This window comes from Actinomadura sp. KC345 (genome assembly GCF_004348515.1).
Lineage (GTDB): Bacteria > Actinomycetota > Actinomycetes > Streptosporangiales > Streptosporangiaceae > Spirillospora.
Map to the genome: position 1 here is coordinate 1 of NZ_SMKH01000035.1, position 17106 is coordinate 17106.

The 17106-nt window shown below is 72.6% G+C and carries 17 protein-coding genes; 5 read left to right on the forward strand and 12 right to left on the reverse strand.

Annotation, left to right across the window (positions count from 1 at the left end):
• The 4 genes from E1281_RS08775 to E1281_RS08790 all read right to left on the reverse strand — a co-directional run.
• The coding region (locus tag E1281_RS08775) for a serine/threonine-protein kinase (RefSeq protein WP_131876761.1) at nt 1-513 on the reverse strand (513 nt) is incomplete at its 3' end.
• A gap of 99 nt (nt 514-612) precedes the next feature.
• On the reverse strand, nt 613-2001 hold the full coding sequence (locus tag E1281_RS08780; RefSeq protein WP_131876763.1) for a DUF4389 domain-containing protein: 1389 nt from the start codon (nt 1999-2001) through the stop codon (nt 613-615).
• 73 nt (nt 2002-2074) lie between these two features.
• Nucleotides 2075-3037: a quinone oxidoreductase gene (locus tag E1281_RS08785; protein ID WP_131876765.1), complete on the reverse strand. Its 963-nt coding sequence runs from the start codon at nt 3035-3037 to the stop codon at nt 2075-2077.
• 117 nt (nt 3038-3154) lie between these two features.
• Entirely contained in the window at nt 3155-3835 is a 681-nt protein-coding gene (locus tag E1281_RS08790; RefSeq protein WP_131876767.1) for a TetR family transcriptional regulator, read from the reverse strand.
• 321 nt (nt 3836-4156) lie between these two features.
• Here E1281_RS08790 and E1281_RS08795 point away from each other — a divergent pair, with 321 nt between their 5' ends.
• The 3 genes from E1281_RS08795 (at nt 4157) to dnaE (ending at nt 8186) form a co-directional block, all read left to right on the forward strand.
• A complete protein-coding gene (locus E1281_RS08795) occupies nt 4157-4429 on the forward strand; it encodes a hypothetical protein (RefSeq protein WP_243716719.1) in 273 nt (90 codons plus the stop codon).
• A gap of 108 nt (nt 4430-4537) precedes the next feature.
• A complete protein-coding gene (locus tag E1281_RS08800) occupies nt 4538-4813 on the forward strand; it encodes a DUF6504 family protein (RefSeq protein WP_131876769.1) in 276 nt (91 codons plus the stop codon).
• Nucleotides 4779-8186, forward strand: a complete 3408-nt coding sequence (dnaE, locus tag E1281_RS08805) for a DNA polymerase III subunit alpha (RefSeq protein WP_131876771.1) — start codon at nt 4779-4781, stop codon at nt 8184-8186. Before E1281_RS08800 ends, dnaE begins: the two co-directional genes overlap by 35 nt.
• Here dnaE and E1281_RS08810 read toward each other — a convergent pair.
• The 5 genes from E1281_RS08810 to E1281_RS08830 form a co-directional block, all read right to left on the reverse strand.
• The gene (locus E1281_RS08810) at nt 8166-8864 is read right to left on the reverse strand and encodes a DUF4328 domain-containing protein (RefSeq protein WP_131876773.1); all 699 of its coding nucleotides are present in this window, start codon (nt 8862-8864) and stop codon (nt 8166-8168) included. The genes dnaE and E1281_RS08810 overlap by 21 nt on opposite strands.
• 105 nt (nt 8865-8969) lie before the next feature.
• On the reverse strand, nt 8970-9356 hold the full coding sequence (locus E1281_RS08815; RefSeq protein WP_243716720.1) for a hypothetical protein: 387 nt from the start codon (nt 9354-9356) through the stop codon (nt 8970-8972).
• 105 nt (nt 9357-9461) lie between these two features.
• Nucleotides 9462-10187 (reverse strand): ABC transporter ATP-binding protein, encoded by a 726-nt coding sequence (locus E1281_RS08820; protein ID WP_131876775.1) that lies wholly within the window; start codon nt 10185-10187, stop codon nt 9462-9464.
• Nucleotides 10160-10999: an ABC transporter permease gene (locus E1281_RS08825; protein WP_131876777.1), complete on the reverse strand. Its 840-nt coding sequence runs from the start codon at nt 10997-10999 to the stop codon at nt 10160-10162. Before E1281_RS08825 ends, E1281_RS08820 begins: the two co-directional genes overlap by 28 nt.
• Nucleotides 10996-11943, reverse strand: coding sequence for an aliphatic sulfonate ABC transporter substrate-binding protein (locus tag E1281_RS08830; protein ID WP_131876778.1), 948 nt, complete (start codon nt 11941-11943; stop codon nt 10996-10998). Before E1281_RS08830 ends, E1281_RS08825 begins: the two co-directional genes overlap by 4 nt.
• Before the next feature lie 296 nt (nt 11944-12239).
• Between E1281_RS08830 and E1281_RS08835 the strand changes: the two genes are divergently transcribed.
• Both E1281_RS08835 and E1281_RS41150 read left to right on the forward strand, forming a co-directional pair.
• The gene (locus E1281_RS08835; RefSeq protein ID WP_131876779.1) at nt 12240-12455 is read left to right on the forward strand and encodes a hypothetical protein; all 216 of its coding nucleotides are present in this window, start codon (nt 12240-12242) and stop codon (nt 12453-12455) included.
• 541 nt (nt 12456-12996) lie between these two features.
• Nucleotides 12997-13149, forward strand: a complete 153-nt coding sequence (locus E1281_RS41150) for a hypothetical protein (protein ID WP_207943186.1) — start codon at nt 12997-12999, stop codon at nt 13147-13149.
• Nucleotides 13150-13152: 3 nt separating this feature from the next.
• Here the strand turns inward: E1281_RS41150 and E1281_RS08845 are convergent, their stop codons facing one another.
• From E1281_RS08845 to E1281_RS08855, 3 genes are all read right to left on the reverse strand, one after another.
• Nucleotides 13153-14244 (reverse strand): AI-2E family transporter, encoded by a 1092-nt coding sequence (locus tag E1281_RS08845; protein WP_165958838.1) that lies wholly within the window; start codon nt 14242-14244, stop codon nt 13153-13155.
• 71 nt (nt 14245-14315) lie between these two features.
• Complete coding sequence (locus E1281_RS08850; protein ID WP_131876781.1) at nt 14316-15968, reverse strand: acetolactate synthase large subunit; 1653 nt, start codon at nt 15966-15968, stop codon at nt 14316-14318.
• Nucleotides 15969-16067: 99 nt separating this feature from the next.
• On the reverse strand, nt 16068-17087 hold the full coding sequence (locus E1281_RS08855; RefSeq protein ID WP_131876782.1) for an LLM class F420-dependent oxidoreductase: 1020 nt from the start codon (nt 17085-17087) through the stop codon (nt 16068-16070).
• Between the last annotated feature and the right edge of the window lie 19 nt (nt 17088-17106).

Genomic DNA, 17106 nt, shown 5'->3' on the forward strand with positions numbered 1-17106 from the left:
GGCGTCGAGGGCGCGGGCGATGCCGAAGTCGATGACGCGCGGTCCGGTGGAGGACAGCAGCACGTTGGCGGGCTTGAGGTCGCGGTGCACGATCCCGGCGCCGTGGATGGCGGCGAGCGCGGTGGCGACGCCGACCGCGAGCCCCTCGAGGTCGGACCCCGGCAGCGGGCCGCGCTCGGCGACGGCGGTCTCCAGGCTGGGGCCCTCGATGTACTCGGTGACGACGTACAGGGGGTCGGTGTCCAGCTCCGCGTCCATCACGGGCGCCGTGCAGAAACGGCGGACCTGCCGTGCGGCGGTCACCTCGCGCCGGAACCGGTCGCGGAACGTGGCCTCCCCGGCCAGTTCCCGGTTGATCACCTTGACCGCGACGCGGCGTCCTGCGCTGTCCGCACCCAGGTAGACCGTCCCCATGCCGCCGCGTCCGAGCCGGCCGACCAGCCGGTAGGGGCCCAGCTGCCGGGGGTCTCCCGGGCGCAGGGCCTCGCCGTTCTCTCCTGCGTGCGTGGTCATCGGTGATCCTGAACTGGAAGGCGGGAATCTTTCCGTAGAACCCTAGCGGCCCCCCATAAACCAGGCGGCGGGCTCTGGGTAGTGGGACGCACGGGGGCGTCACCGCGTTCGGCGTGCCCGGGGGAGAGTGCGGAACGGGGGGAGCTTCTCGCCCGTGAGCCCGAACGCGTACGCCACGACGCGTCCGGACCAGCGCTGGCAGCCGACGACGACGCCGTACAGGGCGCGGGGGTAGCGGCCGGTGAACGGGATGACCAGCCAGCTGAGCAGCATCACGACCACCAGCGCGGTGTACATGAGCAGCATCAGGATCAGGTGGGGGATCACCAGCAGTCCGCGGAGCAGGGTGAGCCAGCGCCGCGGACCCTGCCATTCCGCCGGGAACGGCAGGTCGACCACGACGGTCTCCACCTGCCCGGCGGCCTCGCGCCGGACGGGTTCCCGCCGGTCCGGCGCCTCCGTGGCCTCAGGGGCCGCGGCCTCGGCGGCCCCGGTGTCGCCCGGGGCCGCGGTCCCGGCGGGTGCCTCCTCGGGCGCGGGCCTGGGCTGCGGCACGTCCGTGTTCGAGGCCGCCGCCGGCCGGCCGGCGGCCGGAGCGGGCTCGGAGACCGGATCGGGTCCCCGCCAGGAAGCCGAGATCGTCTCCGCGGCGCGCTCCGGGTCGGCCTTCTCCTGGCCGACGAGGCGGGTGAGGAGCTGCCGCGCCGTCGGCCGGCCGCGCGGATCCTTGCCGAGCGCCGCGGCGACGATCTCGCGGAGCCGCGGGTCGAGGCCGGTGAGGTCCGGCTCCTCGGCGCCGATGCGGTTGAACGTCTCCGCTACCGTCTCGCCCTGGAACGGGGATCGTCCCGTCCCGGCGTAGGCGACGACGCAGCCCCACGAGAACACGTCCGACGCCTGCTCGACCGGCTCGCCCCGGAGCACCTCGGGCGCGATGTAGGCCGGCGTCCCGACGAACTGGCCGGTGCGGGTGGGGCCGCCGGGGGCGTCGAGGGCGCGGGCGATGCCGAAGTCGATGACGCGCGGTCCGGTGGAGGACAGCAGCACGTTGGCGGGCTTGAGGTCGCGGTGCACGATCCCGGCGCCGTGGATGGCGGCGAGCGCGGTGGCGACGCCGACCGCGAGCCCCTCGAGGTCGGACCCGGGCAGCGGCCCCTTGTCCTGGACGGCCTTCTCCAGGCTCGGCCCGTCGATGTACTCGGTGACGATGTAGGGCGGGTCCTGGTCGAGTTCGGCGTCCAGGACGGGCGCGGTGCAGAACCGGTGGACGCGCCGCGCGGCGGTCACCTCGCGGCGGAACCGGGCGAGGAACGCGGCCTCCCCGGCCAGCTCCCGGTTGACGACCTTCACCGCGACCCGGCGCCCGTCCGGCTCGGCGCCGAGGTAGACGGTGCCCATGCCTCCGCGGCCCAGGCGTCCGAGCAGGCGGTAGGGCCCGAGGACGCGGGGTTCGTCCTGCTCCAGCGGTACGGCTGCGGTCGTCGTCATGGGGGGCGGCGCTCCTCGGTGATCGTCGGTCGTGGCCCACCCTAAGGGGAGCCGGGGAGCACCGGCGCGCCGATCAGGGGATCAGCAGGAGCTTGCCCGTGCTCCGCCTCGCCTCCAGGTCGGCGTGCGCCGTCCGGGCTTCGGCGAGGTCGTAGCGGTGCCCGACATGGATCCGCACGGCGCCCGATTCCACCCATCCGTAGGCGGCTGCGGCACGCTCCAGCAGTTCCTCGCGGACCTCGGTGAAGTGGTTGAGCGACGGGCGCGTGAGGTACACCGAACCGGCCGCGTTGAGGCGCTGCGGGTCGAAGGGCGGCACCGGCCCGCCGGCCGCCCCGTACAGCGCGAGGGTGCCGCGCCGGCGCAGGCTCGCCAGGCTCCCGTCGAACGTGGGCGCTCCGACGCCGTCGTACACGGCGGCGACGCCCTCGCCGCCGGTGAGTTCGCGCACCTTCTCGGGGAAGCCGTCGTAGCCCATCGTGACGTCCGCGCCCGCGTCCTTGGCCAGCTTCTCCTTCTCCGGCGTGGAGGCCGTCCCCAGGACCCTGGCGCCGAGCGACGTGGCCGCCTGGGTGAGCAGCAGGCCCATCCCGCCCGCCGCCGCGTGCACGAGGACGGTGTCGCCCGCCTGGACCGGATACGTCGACCGCGTCAGGTAGTGGGCGGTCATGCCCTGCAAGAGCGACGCCGCCGCGTCCTCCAGCGCGACGCCGTCCGGGACAGGGACGACCTTGCCCGCGGGGACGGCGGCCCGCTCCGCGTAGGCGCCCTGCACGTTGGCCCAGGCCACGCGGTCGCCGACGGAGAAGTCCGTGACGCCTTCGCCCACCGCCGCGACCGTTCCCGCCGCCTCCACACCCGGCGTGTACGGGAGGTCCTGCCGGTAGGCGCCCGTCCGGAAGTAGACGTCGATGAAGTTGACGCCCGCCGCCGCGACGTCGATCAGCACCTCCCCGGGTCCGGGCCGAGGGTCGGGACGCTCCCCGGCCGCCATGACCTCGGGGCCGCCGTTCTCGGTGATGACGATCGCGCGCATGTCGTCCTCTCTGCGGTCGGATGCTGATAGGGGAACTTCGGTGCCCTCGCGGGCATTCCACTGCGAGCGCTCCACCACGAGCACTCCACCACGAGCACTCCACCACCGGCGAGAGGCTCAGACCCAGTCGCGCATGGTCCGGGCGACCTGGGCTATGGCCTCGTCCACGCGGGACGCGACCGTCCCGGCGTCCCAGATGTCCTTCCGGGCGCACTCCTCGAACGCGACCTTGGAGGCCGACAGGAAGAACGCGACCACGATCCGCGGGCGCAGGTCGTGGTCGAGGTCCACGTCCTCGCGCCGCGCGATCTCGGACGCGAGCGCCTCCGCCGACGCCGAGTGCCGCGCCATCTGCGCCGCCATCAGCGACGGCGTCCTCTCGATCACCTTCCGGACGCGGCGGAACCGCACGCTGTCGGCCGGGTCGCCCTCGGCGATCGTCCGCAGCACCGCGCGCATCGACTCCAGCAGCGCGGTGAACGGCCGCTCCCCGGACGGGCGCTCCGCCAGCGCCTCCTTCAGGATCGCGTCGTGCTCGGCGAGGAAGCCGGTGACGACGTCCTCCTTGGTGGCGAAGTAGCGGAAGAACGTCCGCTGCGAAACCTCCACGGCCGCCACGATCTCGTCGATCGTCGTCGCCTCGTACCCCTGGGAGAGGAACAGGTCCAGCGCCGCGTCGACGAGCGCCGTCCGGGTCCGCTGCTTCTTGCGTTCGCGGAGCCCGGCCAGGGCGCGCGGCGGGGCAGGGGCCCTTTCGTGCGAGGGGCCTGACGGGTCGCCGGCGGGGACGGCGCTCATCGGCTCGCTCCTTCTGTCCGCGTGACGCGGGCGCTGAACGCCCGTCTCATAGAGGCTTTTATCACGGACGGGACCTCCGTATGCGCCCCGGACCGCGGAGGCCGGACGGCGATCGGCCGGTGATTGGCGCACATGAGCGCGGCGTGCCGGTCCCGGCTCACCGGACCATCCCCGGCGGATCGCCGAACAGTCGTCCCACTCTGTGGATTCTCGCTGCGCCGCCGCGGATATCGGGTCATGCTGAAGGCCGGTCACCAGTTGTCGCCGGATGATCGCCCAAGGTGGTCGCCGGTGATCCGGACCAGGCTGAAGGCGGCTGTTGTGTCTGTAGTGCGTGGGCGGGAGATCGCCGAGGAGCGCCGGCGTCACCTCGTGGCACTCGCGAACGAGGTCGGGGCGCGGGGCCTCGCGTGGCGGTTCGCCGGTCCCGAGGAGTCCCTGCTGAGCGTGACGGGACCGCGGTCCGGGCGCCAGATCATGGTGGTCGCGACGCTGACCGGCGAAGGCTGGTTCTACCTCTGGCCGGGGGGCGGCATGGCCGACGTCGCCGAGGCCCCCGGCGTGGCCGACCGCCTGACCCGGTTGCTGGGGTAGCCGCCCCGCCTTGCCCTCCCGTCGGCCTGGTCTCTAGACTCGGGTGCGAACGTTTGTTCGAACGTCCGCATGCTCTTCCCCCGTGCGGTGCGCACGAGGGGGAGGCAGATGACACGCGTGTTCGGCGACCCGGTGGACGTCTGGGTGAGCGATGGACGTCCCGTCCGGTTCGTCTGGCGTGGCCGGCTCTACAGCGTCCGGCGGGTGCTGGAGCACTGGGTCACGACCCGTGACTGGTGGCGGGAGCAGGAGCCCGACGGCGAGGCCACCGGCGAGCGGGAGTTCTGGCGGGTCGAGGCGACCCCGGACAGGGAGATCGGCGTCTACGAGCTGCGTTACGACGTGGCCGATGACAGCTGGCTGCTTTCCCGGGTATGGGACTGACGTGCATATTCATGTCGCTTCGGGCTTTTCGCTCCGATACGGAGTCTCGCCGCCGGCCGCCCTGGCCGAGCGGGCGGCGGACCTCGGCATGGAGACGCTCGCGCTGACCGACCGCGACGGCCTGTACGGCGCGGTCCGTCACGTTCGGTCATGTCAGGACGCGGGGATCGGGGCCGTCGTCGGCGCCGACCTCAGGGTCGCGTCCACGGGCGAGGAACGGATCGTGGTGCTCGCCGAGGGCCGCGCCGGGTGGCGGTCGCTCTGCCGCCTGGTGACGGCGGCGCACGCGGCGGGCGAGCGCGGGAGCCCGGTCGTGACGCGGCAGATGGTCGGTGCGCACGCCGAGGGCCTCGTCGTGCTGCTGGGGCCGTGGTCGGACGTCGGCCGGGCCGTCGCCGGGCGGAGGCCGGACGTCGCGGCGCGGCTCCTGGCCGCGTGGCGCGCGACGGCCGAGACCGTGGTCGAGATCGTCGACCACCACGGAAAGGGCGAGGGCCACCGGGCGGCCCGGCTGCTCGCCCTCGCCCGCGAGGCCGGCGTGCCCGCGGTGCTGGGCAACGCGGTCCGGTACCTGGAGCCGGCCGATCACCCCGTCGCGCAGGTGCTGGACGTGACGCGCCGGCTCGTCCCGCTGGACCGGCGGCACCTCGACGATCTGACGGGGCACGCCTACCTGAAGCCCGTCCCCGAGATGCGCCGGGTCGCGGAGCTGAGCTGCGGCCCGGACGAGGCGGACGCGCTGCTGGCCGCCACCCGGCGGCTCTCCGAACGCTGCGTCCTGGACCCGGGCCGCGACCTCGGCATGGACGACGTCCACCTGCCGGCCGTCCCGGGCGACCCGTACGCCCGGCTCGTCGCCCGCTGCGCGGCCGGGATGACCCGGCGGGGGCTGGGCACCTCGTGGCGGGCGGCCGTCCGCCTCGAGGACGAGCTCGGCGTGATCGCCCGCAAGGGGCTGGCCTCCTACTTCCTCACGGTCGCCGACGCCGCCGCGCTGATCAGGGCGCGCGGCATCCGGTGCGCGATCCGCGGCTCGGGCGCCGGCAGCCTGGTCAACTACCTGCTCGGCATCGGCGACCTCGACCCGCTGCGGCACGACCTGCTCATGGAGCGCTTCCTGGCCGACAGCCGCGAGGGGCTGCCCGACATCGACCTGGACGTCGAGTCAGCCCGCCGGCTGGAGGCCTACGAGGCGCTGTTCGACCGGTTCGGCGCCGACGGCACGGCGTGCGTGTCGATGATGGAGACCTACCGGGCGCGCAGCGCGATCCGCGACGTCGGCAACGCGGTCGGGCTGCCGCCGCTGGAGATCGACGCGATCGCCAAGGCGTTCCCGCAGATCAGGGCGAGCCAGATCCGCACCGCGCTGCACGACCTGCCCGAGCTGCGGCAGAGCAACCTGGCCGCCGGGCGGCTGGAGGTGCTGTTCCGCGTCGCCGAGCGGCTGGACGGGCTGCCCCGCCACATCGCCATGCACCCGTGCGGCGTCCTGCTGTCCAACCCGTCGCTGCGCGACCGGACGCCGGTCGAGCGCGCCGCGACCGGATTTCCGATGAGCCAGTTCGACAAGGACGACGTCGAGGCGATGGGGCTGCTCAAGCTCGACGTCATCGGCGTCCGGATGCAGTCGGCGATGGCGCACGCGGTGGCGGAGGTGGCACGGGCGACGGGGGAGCGGATCGCGCTGGAGGACGTCCCGCGCGACGATCCCGCGACCTACGAGCTGGTCCGCACGTCCCGGACGCTCGGCTGCTTCCAGATCGAGTCGCCGGGCCAGCGGGAGCTGATCGGCAGGCTCCAGCCGCGCGACCTGGACGACCTGGTCATCGACATCTCGCTGTTCCGTCCGGGCCCGGTCAACTCCGACATGGTGACGCCGTTCCTGGAGTCGCGGGCCGGGACGAGGGAGCCCGCCTACCCGCATCCCGACCTCGAACCGGCGCTGCGGGAGAGCCTCGGCGTGATCGTCTTCCACGAGCAGGTGCTGCGCGTCTTCGACGTGATGACCGGCTGCGGCCTCTCGAAGGCGGAGGCGGCGCGGCGGAGCCTGAACCACGAGCGGGGGCAGGCGGTGGTCGGCGCCTGGTTCCGCGAGCAGGCCCTGGCCCGGGGCTACGACGAGCCCACCGTCGGGCGGGTCTGGCGGATGCTGACGGCGTTCGGCGCGTTCGGATTCTGCAAGGCGCACGCCGCGTCGTTCGCGCTGCCCACCTACCAGTCGGCCTGGCTGAAGCGGCACCACACGGCCGCGTTCTACGCCGGCGTCCTCACCCATGACCCCGGCATGTATCCCAAGCGGGTCATTCTCGACGACGCGCGGCATTTCGGCGTCCCGATCCTTCCCCTGGACGTCAACCGCTCCGCCGCCGGCTGGCACGCCGAGCCCGTCTCGGCGGGGGGACCCGCCGGTGTCCGGGTCGCGTTGAGCGAGGTCAGAGGGATCAACGACGCCGAGATCGCCGCGATCGTCGGCGGGCGCCCGTACGTGTCGCTGACCGACTTCTGGCGCCGCGCCAGGGTCTCCCGGCCGACCACCGAGCGCCTGGTCCTGGCCGGGGCGTTCGACGCCGTCTACGCCCCGGACGGGGTGCCCCGCCGCGACCTGCTCTGCCGGGTGGGCGCCCTGGACCGTGCCACCGCCCGCGCCCCCGTGGTCGAAGGCCAGCTCCCGCTGACCTTCGACCACGGGGGCCACGAGGACGGCGACGGCGCCCTGGAACTCGAACTCGCCGACGACATCCCGCCGGGCGAGCTTCCGCCGATGACGCCCGCCGAGGTCGTCGAGGCGGAGCTGGACATCCTCGGCATGGACGTCAGCCGCCACGTCCTGACCTTCTACGCCGGGATCCTCGCCGTCCTGGGCGTCGTCCGGGCCGCCGACCTCGCGGGCCGCCCGGACGGAAGCGAGGTCCTGGTCGCCGGCGTGAAGGTCGCCACGCAGACCCCGGCGGTCCGGTCCGGCCAGCGCGTCATCTTCGCCACGCTGGACGACGCGACCGGCCCCGTCGACCTCACGTTCTTCGAGTCGGTCCAGGACAGGTGCGCCGCCACCGTCTTCGGCTCCTGGCTCCTCGTCGCCCGCGGCCGCGTCCGCCGCGCCGGGTCCCGCGCCGTCTCGATCACCGCGAACGCCTGCTGGGACCTGAACACCCTGCACGAGGAATGGCGCCGAGGCGGCCCGGACGCCGTCCGCGCCGCGATGGCGGCCCCCGGCCCGCGAGGCGGCCCGGTCGGGCACCGCGTCGTCCACCCCACCGGCTTCGCGATGTCCCCGTACTCGGACATCGGCCACGCCGGCCCGGCCGTCAAGCGCCCCCCGAGAGCCGCCCTCTGGCACACCGGCCAGGGCAGCTCAGGCCCAGCCCCGGGCTAGCTCACCGGGGGCCACCTGGAGCCTGGTGATCTGGAAGACGGTCGCCATGCACAGGGTGGCGGCGATGGCCTGGAAGGCCGTGGCGGCGACGCCGACGTGGATGTCGAAGCGGGCGTCGGCGAGGGTGTCGACGTTGCCGTGGGCGAACGCGTAGGCGAGCAGGACGCCGAGCAGCCCGCAGGCCCACCAGCCGGCGACGACGAGGCCCGCGACCTGGCGTTCGGCCGTCCGGTACCGGCCGCTGTTCACCCAGATCTCGTAGACCAGCCGCGGTGGGAGCCACAGGTTGACGATCGGGCAGAACCAGCCGAACAGGACCCAGCCCCGGTGGTACTGGTGCGGGCCCGGCGACTGCGCGAAGGCGCGCCACAGCCACACGAGATACAGCACGCCGGTGACCGCGCCCATGATCATGCTGACCGTGAACAGCTCCGTGTAGGGGCCTAGCGCCCTGCCGGTGGCCGCCGCGTCATAGGTGCCGTGCGTCGCGTCGCGGAGCGGGTCGGAGAACCGGAGCAGGCTGAATCCGGAGCCGAGCGCGACGAACGCGTTGAAGCCGAGGAGCATGAACACCGCGACGCCGACGGCGCGGAAGTCGCGCCGCCTCGCCCAGGCGCCGCACGCGGGGCACCGGGCGACCTCGGTCGGGATGATGTCGCCGCACAGCGCACACGGCATGGTTCACCTCCGACGGCTTTGCTGGTCGCTGTCTTGGATACTACGTACCTTTGACTTGCGCGGCCCAACTCGGGTTCGCGCCCGCCGGGCCCCTCCGCGGCGGGATCAGATCTGGAAGACGAGCCGGGTGGCGGCGAGCGTCGCGACCGCGGTGACGGCGCCCCAGGCGGCGAGGCGGCCGAGCCCGCCGGTGGACAGCAGCCGCTCCGGCCGGAAACCGGTCACGAGCAGCAGCGCCCACCATTCGGCGGCCACCGCGATCGTCGCGTGCAGCGACCCGAAGCCGATCAGCGAGAACAGCAGGACGGTGCCCGCGCCCGCCGCGGTGTGCGCGAACAGGGACGGGCCGCGGGCCGGGCCGTGGACGCCCCTGCGCAGACCCGCGAGGACGGCGCCCCATCCGATGGCGCACAGCACCCAGACGGCGAGCACCGTGACGGGCAGGCCGTTCAGCGACTCCGGTGCCAGTGCCTCGTCCTTCCCCCCGTTCACCGACGGATGGTCACGAGGTGAATTCTGTCAGCATTCCCGGCCATAGATCCCCGCGGGCCCGCTATCGCTGCTCCGGTCCCGCCTCCGCTCGTCCGGGGCGGCGGCCTACCGCTCGCCGCGGCCCGCGGGGACGTGGAGCAGCCCGAGCAGGCGGCGGCGCAGGTCGCCGAAGCCCGGCGCGTCGACGGCGCGCGGACGGCCGAGCCCGACCTCGACGGTCTCGGCGATCCGGCCGCCGTCCAGGACGAGCAGCCGGTCGGCGAGCAGGATCGCCTCGTCGACGTCGTGCGTCACCAGCAGCGCCGCGAAGCCGTGCGCGGACCGGAGCCGCCCGAACAGGGCCTGCATCCGCAGCCGGTTCAGCGCGTCCAGGGCGCCGAACGGCTCGTCCATCAGCAGCAGCTCCGGCTCCCGGATGAGCGCGCGGGCGATCGCCACGCGCTGCGACTGGCCGCCGGACAGCTCGGCGGGCCACGCGCCGCCGCGGTCGGCCAGGCCGACCTCCGCGAGCGCCTTCGCCGTGCGCTCCGCCGCGTCGGGGGTACGCACGCCGAGCGCCACGTTGCCGGCCACCCGCTTCCACGGCAGCAGCCGGTGCTCCTGGAACACGACGGCCTGCGAGGGCGTGGTGGCGAACTCGCCGGTGGCCTGGTCGTCCAGCCCGGCCAGGATGCGCAGCAGGGTGCTCTTGCCCGAGCCGCTCGCGCCGAGGAGGGCGACCACCTCGCCGCGCTCGATGCTCAGGTCGACCCCGTCGAGGACGACCGTGTCGCCGAAGGCCCGGTGCACCCCGGACGCCTCCGCTACGTGGCCCGCAGTCCGCGCCGCCATGACAGCAGCCTCCTTTCTCCGGCCCGGAGGGCCAGGTCGGACAGCAGGCCGAGCGCCGCGTACACGACCAGGCCGAGCACCACGACGTCGGTCTGGCTGAACTCCCGCGCCTCCATCATCATGAATCCGAGCCCGCCGTCGCCGTTGACCTGCTCGCCGACGACGAGGCTGAGCCAGCCGGCGGCGAACGCCAGCCGCACGCCGATGAACACCGACGGCAGCGCGCCGGGCAGCACGACGTCCCGGATGCGCTCCGGTGCCGTCAGCCCGCACGTCCTGGCGGCCTCGACGAGCCGCTCGTCGATGCCGCGGATGCCGGCGTAGGTGTTGAGGTAGATCGGGAAGAACGCGCCGAGCGCGACCAGCGTGATCTTCGTGGACTCGCCGATGCCGAGCCAGATGATGAGCAGCGGCACGAGCCCGAGGTGCGGCAGCATCCGGGCCATCTGGACGGTCGGGTCGATGAGGTCGTCCCCGCTCCGCAGCAGGCCCGCCAGCGTGCCGAGCGCGAGGGCGAGCAGGCCGCCGATGAGCAGCCCGGCCACCGCGCGCCGCAGCGAGTCGAGGAGGTAGCCGTCGAGCGTGCCGTCGGCGGCGAGCCGCCATCCCGCCGCCAGCACGTCGCTGGGCGGCGGCAGCTTGTCCGGGTCGAGGACGCCCGTCTGCGCCAGGACCTGCCCCAGGACCAGCAGCGCGACCGGGGTGATCAGGCGCCTCGTGCGGAACCGGGCCCGCTTCGCCCTGGCGGCCGGCTTCTTCGCGGAGGGCCTGCCGACGGCCGGGTCCGCGCGCTCCGTCTGCGTCACGCTCATCGGAGGACGTCCGTGAAGCGGTCGTCGACGCGGCCCTTGATGTCGACCTCGCCGGGGATCAGCCCCAGTTCGGTGAACCCGTCGGCGATCTCCTGGAGCTCGGCGCCGATCTCGGCGTTCACCGGCATGATCGGCTGCGCGCTGCGCTCCTGCGCACGCAGGGTCGTGTCCAGCGGGATCTTCAGCTCGGGCGCGAGGAGTTCGCCGCGCTCCCGCGGGTGCTCGATGCCCCACTCGGTGGTCGCGCGCAGCGTCTTCAGGAACGCCCTGATCTTCTCGGGCTTGTTCTCCAGCGCCTCCGGCGAGACCAGCACGTACTCGCGGTTGTCGGCCAGCCCTGTCGCGTCGGCGAGGATCTCGACGCCGGGCCTCTCGGCGAGCGCGAAGTAGGGGTCCCAGATGATCCACGCGTCGATCTGGTCGTTGTCGAAGGCCGGGCGGGCCTCGGCGGGCTTGAGGTAGGTGACGTCGATGTCGTCGATCGTCATGCCGTTGGCCTCCAGCAGCCTGAGCAGGAGCCAATGCACGTTGGAGCCCTTGTTGAGCCCGACCTTCTTGCCTTTGAGGTCCTTGAAGGACGTGAAGCCGCTCTTCTCCTTCACCAGGACGGCCTCGCCCTTCGGGACCGGCTTCGAGGTCGCGACGATCCTGAAGTCGATCTTCCCGGCGGCGGCGAAGATCGGCGGTGCCTCGCCGACCTCGCCGATGTCGACCGCGCCCGCCTTGATCCCCTCCGCCAGGGCCGGTCCGCTCTCGAACAGCGACCAGGTCGTCCCCGGAGCGGCGACCTGCCGGGACTTGACCAGGGTCAGCGCGGCGAACCGCTGGTAGCCGACCCGGAGCTCTCCGGTGTCGGCGCCGGCCTCGTCGCCGTCGCCGCAGCCGGCGAGCGCGGCGCCGAGCAGGAGGAGGGCGCTGATGAGTGCGGCTGCGTAAGGGCGCATGGGGTCGGTTCTCCGTGATGAATCGGGACAAGACGGACGTCATCTTAGAACTAAACCTACCTATTAACTAGGGAACATGGTCCAGATCACATGGCGGGGCTTCGCGGCGAGGGCGGCCCGGTCGAATAAAGGTTCGAGAATGTCAGAGGCGCCGCGTAGCGTTGACCTTGTGATTCGGGCGACACCCGGGAACAGGAGTCGAACCGGGTGGCTTGTTATGACGTACCTAGGGGTATGTGACAGACGGTGGCTTCCGCGACGGAGCGGCCCACCGGGCTAAGGAAGGGGTGTTGGCAGTGAGCGCAGCGACCGGCACGTTCCATCTCTCCCACCCGCGGCTGGACGGGCCCGCCGAGCGGACCGTCGTCGAGCCGTGGCTCACCGGACTTCCCCATGCGACGCTGAACGCCTACACCGAGACGGCGCCCGCGCTGGCACCGGTCGAGGCCCTGCCACTGCGGTCGGCCCCGTCCGTCCGGCCCGCGCCCGCCCGGATCGCCGTGGCGGCCTGACCGGCGACGAGAAGACACCCGGGCGAACACGACGATCTAAACGAACTCAAGGGGACCGAGAGCCTCGGTCCCCTTTCTCTTGCGACAGCGTCTCAAATACTGATATATGATTCCCGAAATATGAGAAGCGCTCTACGGTCGGGGTCACCGGACAGAGAGAGGTGATCCGATGGCCCCGGCCTACACCCACGGCCACCACGCCAGCGTCTTGAGCGCCCACCGGTGGCGCACGGTCGACAACTCCGCCCCGTCCAGGCTCTCCGCGAGATGCGCCGCGTCGCCAGGGCGGGCGGCATCGTCGCCGCACGCGACGCCGACTTCGGCGCCATGATCTGGTACCCGGAGCCGCCCGGCATGGACGCCTGGCTGCCGATCTACTCCAGGGTCGCCCGCGGCAACGGAGGCGAACCCGACGCCGGCCGCCGCCTGGTCTCCTGGGCCCGCGCCGCCGGATTCACCGACGTCACCGCCACCTCTTCGACCTGGTGCTTCGCCGCCCCCGGAAGAGCGCGAGTGGTGGAGCGAGTCATGGGGCGGCCGCATGGTCAGGTCGTCCGTCGCCGACCAGGCCGTGGCGGGCGGCCACGCGACCCGCGAGGAACTCCAGCGCGTCTACGAGGGCTGGAAGCGATGGGCCGCCGCCGAGGACGGCTGGTACTCGGTCACCCACGGCGAGATCATCTGCCGCGCCTGAGCGCTAGGAGCCCGCCGGCGCCGCCGTATCCGCCGCTTCCATCGCCTCCGGGGGGCCGCGTTCCCCGGCCAGCACGGACGCGACGCGGTACACGACCGCGACGAGGGGAACGGCGACGACGGCCCCGGCGATGCCCGCCGCCAGCGTTCCGGCGGCGACGGCGACCACGACCACCACCGGGTGCAGGTGCAGCGTCCGGCCCATGATCAGGGGTTGCAGCAGGTGGCTCTCGGCCTGCTGGACGGCGACGACCGCCGCCAGCACGAGCAGCGCGTCCGTCAGCCCGCCGCTGACGAACGCGATGAGGATGGCGGCGGCGCCCGCGAGGACCGCCCCGATGATCGGCACGAACGCGGCGATGAACGTCAGCAGCGTCAGCGGCAGCGCGAACGGGACCCCGATCAGCACGAGCGCCACCCCGATGCCGATGGCGTCCGCCAGCGCGACCAGGACGATCCCGTGCACGTACTGCCCGAGCGCCCGCCAGCCCGCACGCCCCGCGACATCGACCTTCGGGCGGCGCCGCTCGGGCACGAGGCGCAGCACCCACGCCCACATGCTCCTTCCGTCCTTGAGCATGAAGAACAGCAGGAACAGCGCGATCAGCACCGCGGCGCCCACCCGCGTCGCCATGCTCGCACTCGCCACCGGGTCGGGCGATCCCCGCCGGAGGGCGCCGAGCAGGCCGTCGATCACGTTGTCGAGCTGCCGATCGCTGATCGGCAGCGTGTTCACGATCTGCTCCTGGGCCCGCTCCAGCCCCTCGGTCATGCTCTCGCGCATCTCGTCCCACTGGTCGGCCACCTGGTTGCCGACCAGTGCGATCGACCCGCCGACGGCGACGAGGACGGTCAGCAGCCCGGCGAGCGCGGCCACCCAGGAGGGAGCCCGCAGCCGCCGCACCTGCCGCGCGACCGGCGACACCAGCGCGGTCAGCAGCAGCGCGGAGATCACGGCCATCACCAGCGACGCGACCTTCAGGGCGAGGTAGACCAGGACGCCGATGGCCGCCACGATGACGAGGAAGCACGCGGCCACCGCCGCGGTGTTGCGCAACGCGGTCGGAACGGCGTCGAACCCCTTGCCGGACGTCACGCGCCGCACCTACCCCCGAGCCCGCCCCCCAACCGCTCGGAGGCGCGGCCCGGGGCGCGGGGCCGTGGCGCTCAGAAGGGGTCGGTCAGCTCGCCCAGCTTGTCGGTCAGTTGGAGGTTGTGGGAGTAGTCGACCGGGACCGTGACGACCGAGACCGCGTCGTCGGCCAGGGCCTTGCGGAGCGTCGGGAGCAGCTCGCCGGCGGAACCGACGCGGTAGCCGCGGGCGCCGAAGCTCTCCGCGTACTTCACGAAGTCCGGGTTGCCGAACCTGATGTGGGAGCTTTCGCCGAGATCGAGGTCCATCTTCCACTCGATCAGGCCGTAGGCGGAGTCGTCCCAGATCAGGACGGTGATCGGAATGTTCTCGCGGACCGCGGTCTCCAGCTCCTGGGAGTTCATCAGGAACGCGCCGTCGCCGGTCGCGGCCAGGACCTTGCGGTTCGGGTGGGCGAGCTTCGCGGCGATCGCGCCCGGAACGGAGAAGCCCATGGACGACAGGCCGTTGGAGACCAGCAGCGTGTTCGGCTCGTAGGTCGGGTACATGCGCGCCATCCACATCTTCACCGCCCCGGTGTCGGCGAGGACGATGTCGCCGCGTCCCATGGCGGCGCGGATGTCGGCGACGATGCGGCGGGGCGAGAGCGGGTGGCCGTCCTCGGTGGCGCCTTCGGCCAGCTCCTCCCGGAGCATCTGCCGGATCCGCTCACCGGTGCCGTTGACGTCGAAGCGGCGGTGGACGCTGCCGGCGAGGGTGTGGAGGGAACTGGATATGTCGCCCTGGATCCCGACTTCGACGGGGTAGTGGTCGTCGACCTCGGCGGGGAACTGGTGGATGTGAATGATCTTCTTGTCGGCGGTCGGGTTGACCTTGACGGGATCGAACTCCTGGAGCTCGTAGCCCACGGCGATGAGGACGTCCGCCTCGTCGAAGCCGAAGTTGACGTAGTCGTGGCGCATGAAGCCGACCGCGCCGAGGGCGTTGCGGTGGTCGTCCGGGAACACGCCCTTGCCGTTGAACGTCGTCGCGACCGGCAGGCCGAGATGCTCGGAGAAGTACCGCAGTGCGGCGCTCGCGCCCGCGCGGGTCGCGCCGTGGCCGGCCAGGACGATCGGCCGCCGGGCGGTGGCGAGGACGTCGGCGGCGCGGGCGATCTGCGCGGGCGACGGCTCCTGCGCGCGCACCACGTTGACCGGCAGCGGCCCCAGCTCGGAGGAGACCTTGGCGGACTCGACGTCCTCGGGGATCGCCAGGTACACCGCGCCCGGACGCTCGGTCTGCGCGGTCTTGAACGCCTTGCGCACCATCTCGGGCAGAGCCTCGGCCCTCGGCGCCAGTTCCGACCACTTGGTGATCGGGCGGAAGAGGGAGACCAGGTCGACGATCTGGTGCGACTCCTTGTAGATGCGGTCCAGGCCGACCTGCGCGGAGATCGCGACGACGGGCGTGCTGTTGGTGGTGGCGTCCGCGACGCCGAGCTGCAGGTTGATCGCGCCGGGCCCGAGCGTCGCCGACGCCACGCCGGCCCTGCCGGTGAGGCGTCCGTAGATCTCCGCCATGAACGCGGCGGCCTGCTCGTGCCGGACGAGGACGTAGCGGATCGAGGAGTCCTTCAGAGCGTGGACGAAATGGATGTTCTCCTCGCCCGGAATGCCGAAGACGTATTCGACGCCCTCCGCCTCAAGGGTCCTGACGAGCAGCCGGGCGGCGTCCTGCGTGGACATCGTGTGTCCCATCTCCTGAATGCGTGGCGCTGGGTGCTTGTCCGGTGCAGCACCCGGGTCGCGCCTCCCATTCCGCCCGCCGATGTGGAATCGCTCTCGTCAGGAGTCGGCCAGATCCTTGATCGCGCGCAGTGTGGGCTCGTCCTTCACGCCGGCGATCAGCACGGTGCTGACCGGGCTGTCGCGCCACAGCTGGAGCCGCTCCTTGATCCGTCCGATGGGGCCGAGCAGGGAGATCGAGTCGGCCAGCTCGTCCGGCACCGCCTTGACCGCCTCGTCGCGGCGGCCGTCGAGGAAAAGTTCCTGGACGCGGGCGGCCTGCTCCGCGTAGCCGAGCCGGCCGATCAGGTCGAGGTGGAAGTTGCGGTCGCGGGCGCCCATCCCGCCGATGTAGAACGCGAGCGGGATCTTGGCGAACTGGAGCGCGGACTCCAGGTCGTCGGTGACGATCGTGGTGACGGTCGCGGCGATCTCGAAGCCGTCCGGGCGGCCCGCCAGGGATTCGCCGAACACCGCGTCGATCTGCTGCGGGTCGACGAACAGCGGCAGCCACCCCTGCGCGATCTCGGCCGACATCGCGACGTTCTTCGGCCCCTCGGCGCCCAGGTAGACGGGGATCTCCGGGCGGACGGGGTGCACGATCGACTTCAGCGGCTTGCCGAGGCCCGCGCCGCCCGGGCAGGGCAGCGGGTAGTGCGGGCCCTCGCTGGTGACGGGCGTGTCGCGGCGCCACACCTGCCGGACGATGTCGAGGTACTCGCGGGTGCGGGCGAGCGGTTTCGGGAACGGCTGCCCGTACCACCCCTCGACGACCTGCGGCCCGGACGCGCCGAGCCCGAGGATCATCCGCCCGCCCGACAGCGCGTCCAGCGTGAGCGCGTGCATCGCGGTCGCCGCGGGCGTGCGCGCGGAGATCTGGACGACGGCCGTACCGAGCCTGATCCGAGAGGTACGTGCCGCGTACCAGGCCAGCGGGGTGAACGCGTCCGACCCGTAGGCCTCCGCGGTGAACACCGAGTCGTACCCGCACCGTTCGGCGGCCAGCACGGTCTCGGTCTGGTCGTCGACGTCGCGCTGCCAGTAGCCGACGTTGATGCCGAGCTTGAGTTCCGCGGTCACGTTGCACCCTCCGGTTGTC

Coding starts and splice junctions, on each gene's coding strand:
- E1281_RS08780 (WP_131876763.1), bottom strand. CDS start 2,001: ATGACGACGACCGCAGCCGTACCGCTGGAGCAGGACGAACCCCGCGTC.
- E1281_RS08785 (WP_131876765.1), bottom strand. CDS start 3,037: ATGCGCGCGATCGTCATCACCGAGAACGGCGGCCCCGAGGTCATGGCG.
- E1281_RS08790 (WP_131876767.1), bottom strand. CDS start 3,835: ATGAGCGCCGTCCCCGCCGGCGACCCGTCAGGCCCCTCGCACGAAAGG.
- E1281_RS08800 (WP_131876769.1), top strand. CDS start 4,538: ATGACACGCGTGTTCGGCGACCCGGTGGACGTCTGGGTGAGCGATGGA.
- dnaE (WP_131876771.1), top strand. CDS start 4,779: ATGACAGCTGGCTGCTTTCCCGGGTATGGGACTGACGTGCATATTCAT.
- E1281_RS08810 (WP_131876773.1), bottom strand. CDS start 8,864: ATGCCGTGTGCGCTGTGCGGCGACATCATCCCGACCGAGGTCGCCCGG.
- E1281_RS08820 (WP_131876775.1), bottom strand. CDS start 10,187: ATGGCGGCGCGGACTGCGGGCCACGTAGCGGAGGCGTCCGGGGTGCAC.
- E1281_RS08825 (WP_131876777.1), bottom strand. CDS start 10,999: ATGAGCGTGACGCAGACGGAGCGCGCGGACCCGGCCGTCGGCAGGCCC.
- E1281_RS08830 (WP_131876778.1), bottom strand. CDS start 11,943: ATGCGCCCTTACGCAGCCGCACTCATCAGCGCCCTCCTCCTGCTCGGC.
- E1281_RS41150 (WP_207943186.1), top strand. CDS start 12,997: ATGGTCAGGTCGTCCGTCGCCGACCAGGCCGTGGCGGGCGGCCACGCG.
- E1281_RS08850 (WP_131876781.1), bottom strand. CDS start 15,968: ATGTCCACGCAGGACGCCGCCCGGCTGCTCGTCAGGACCCTTGAGGCG.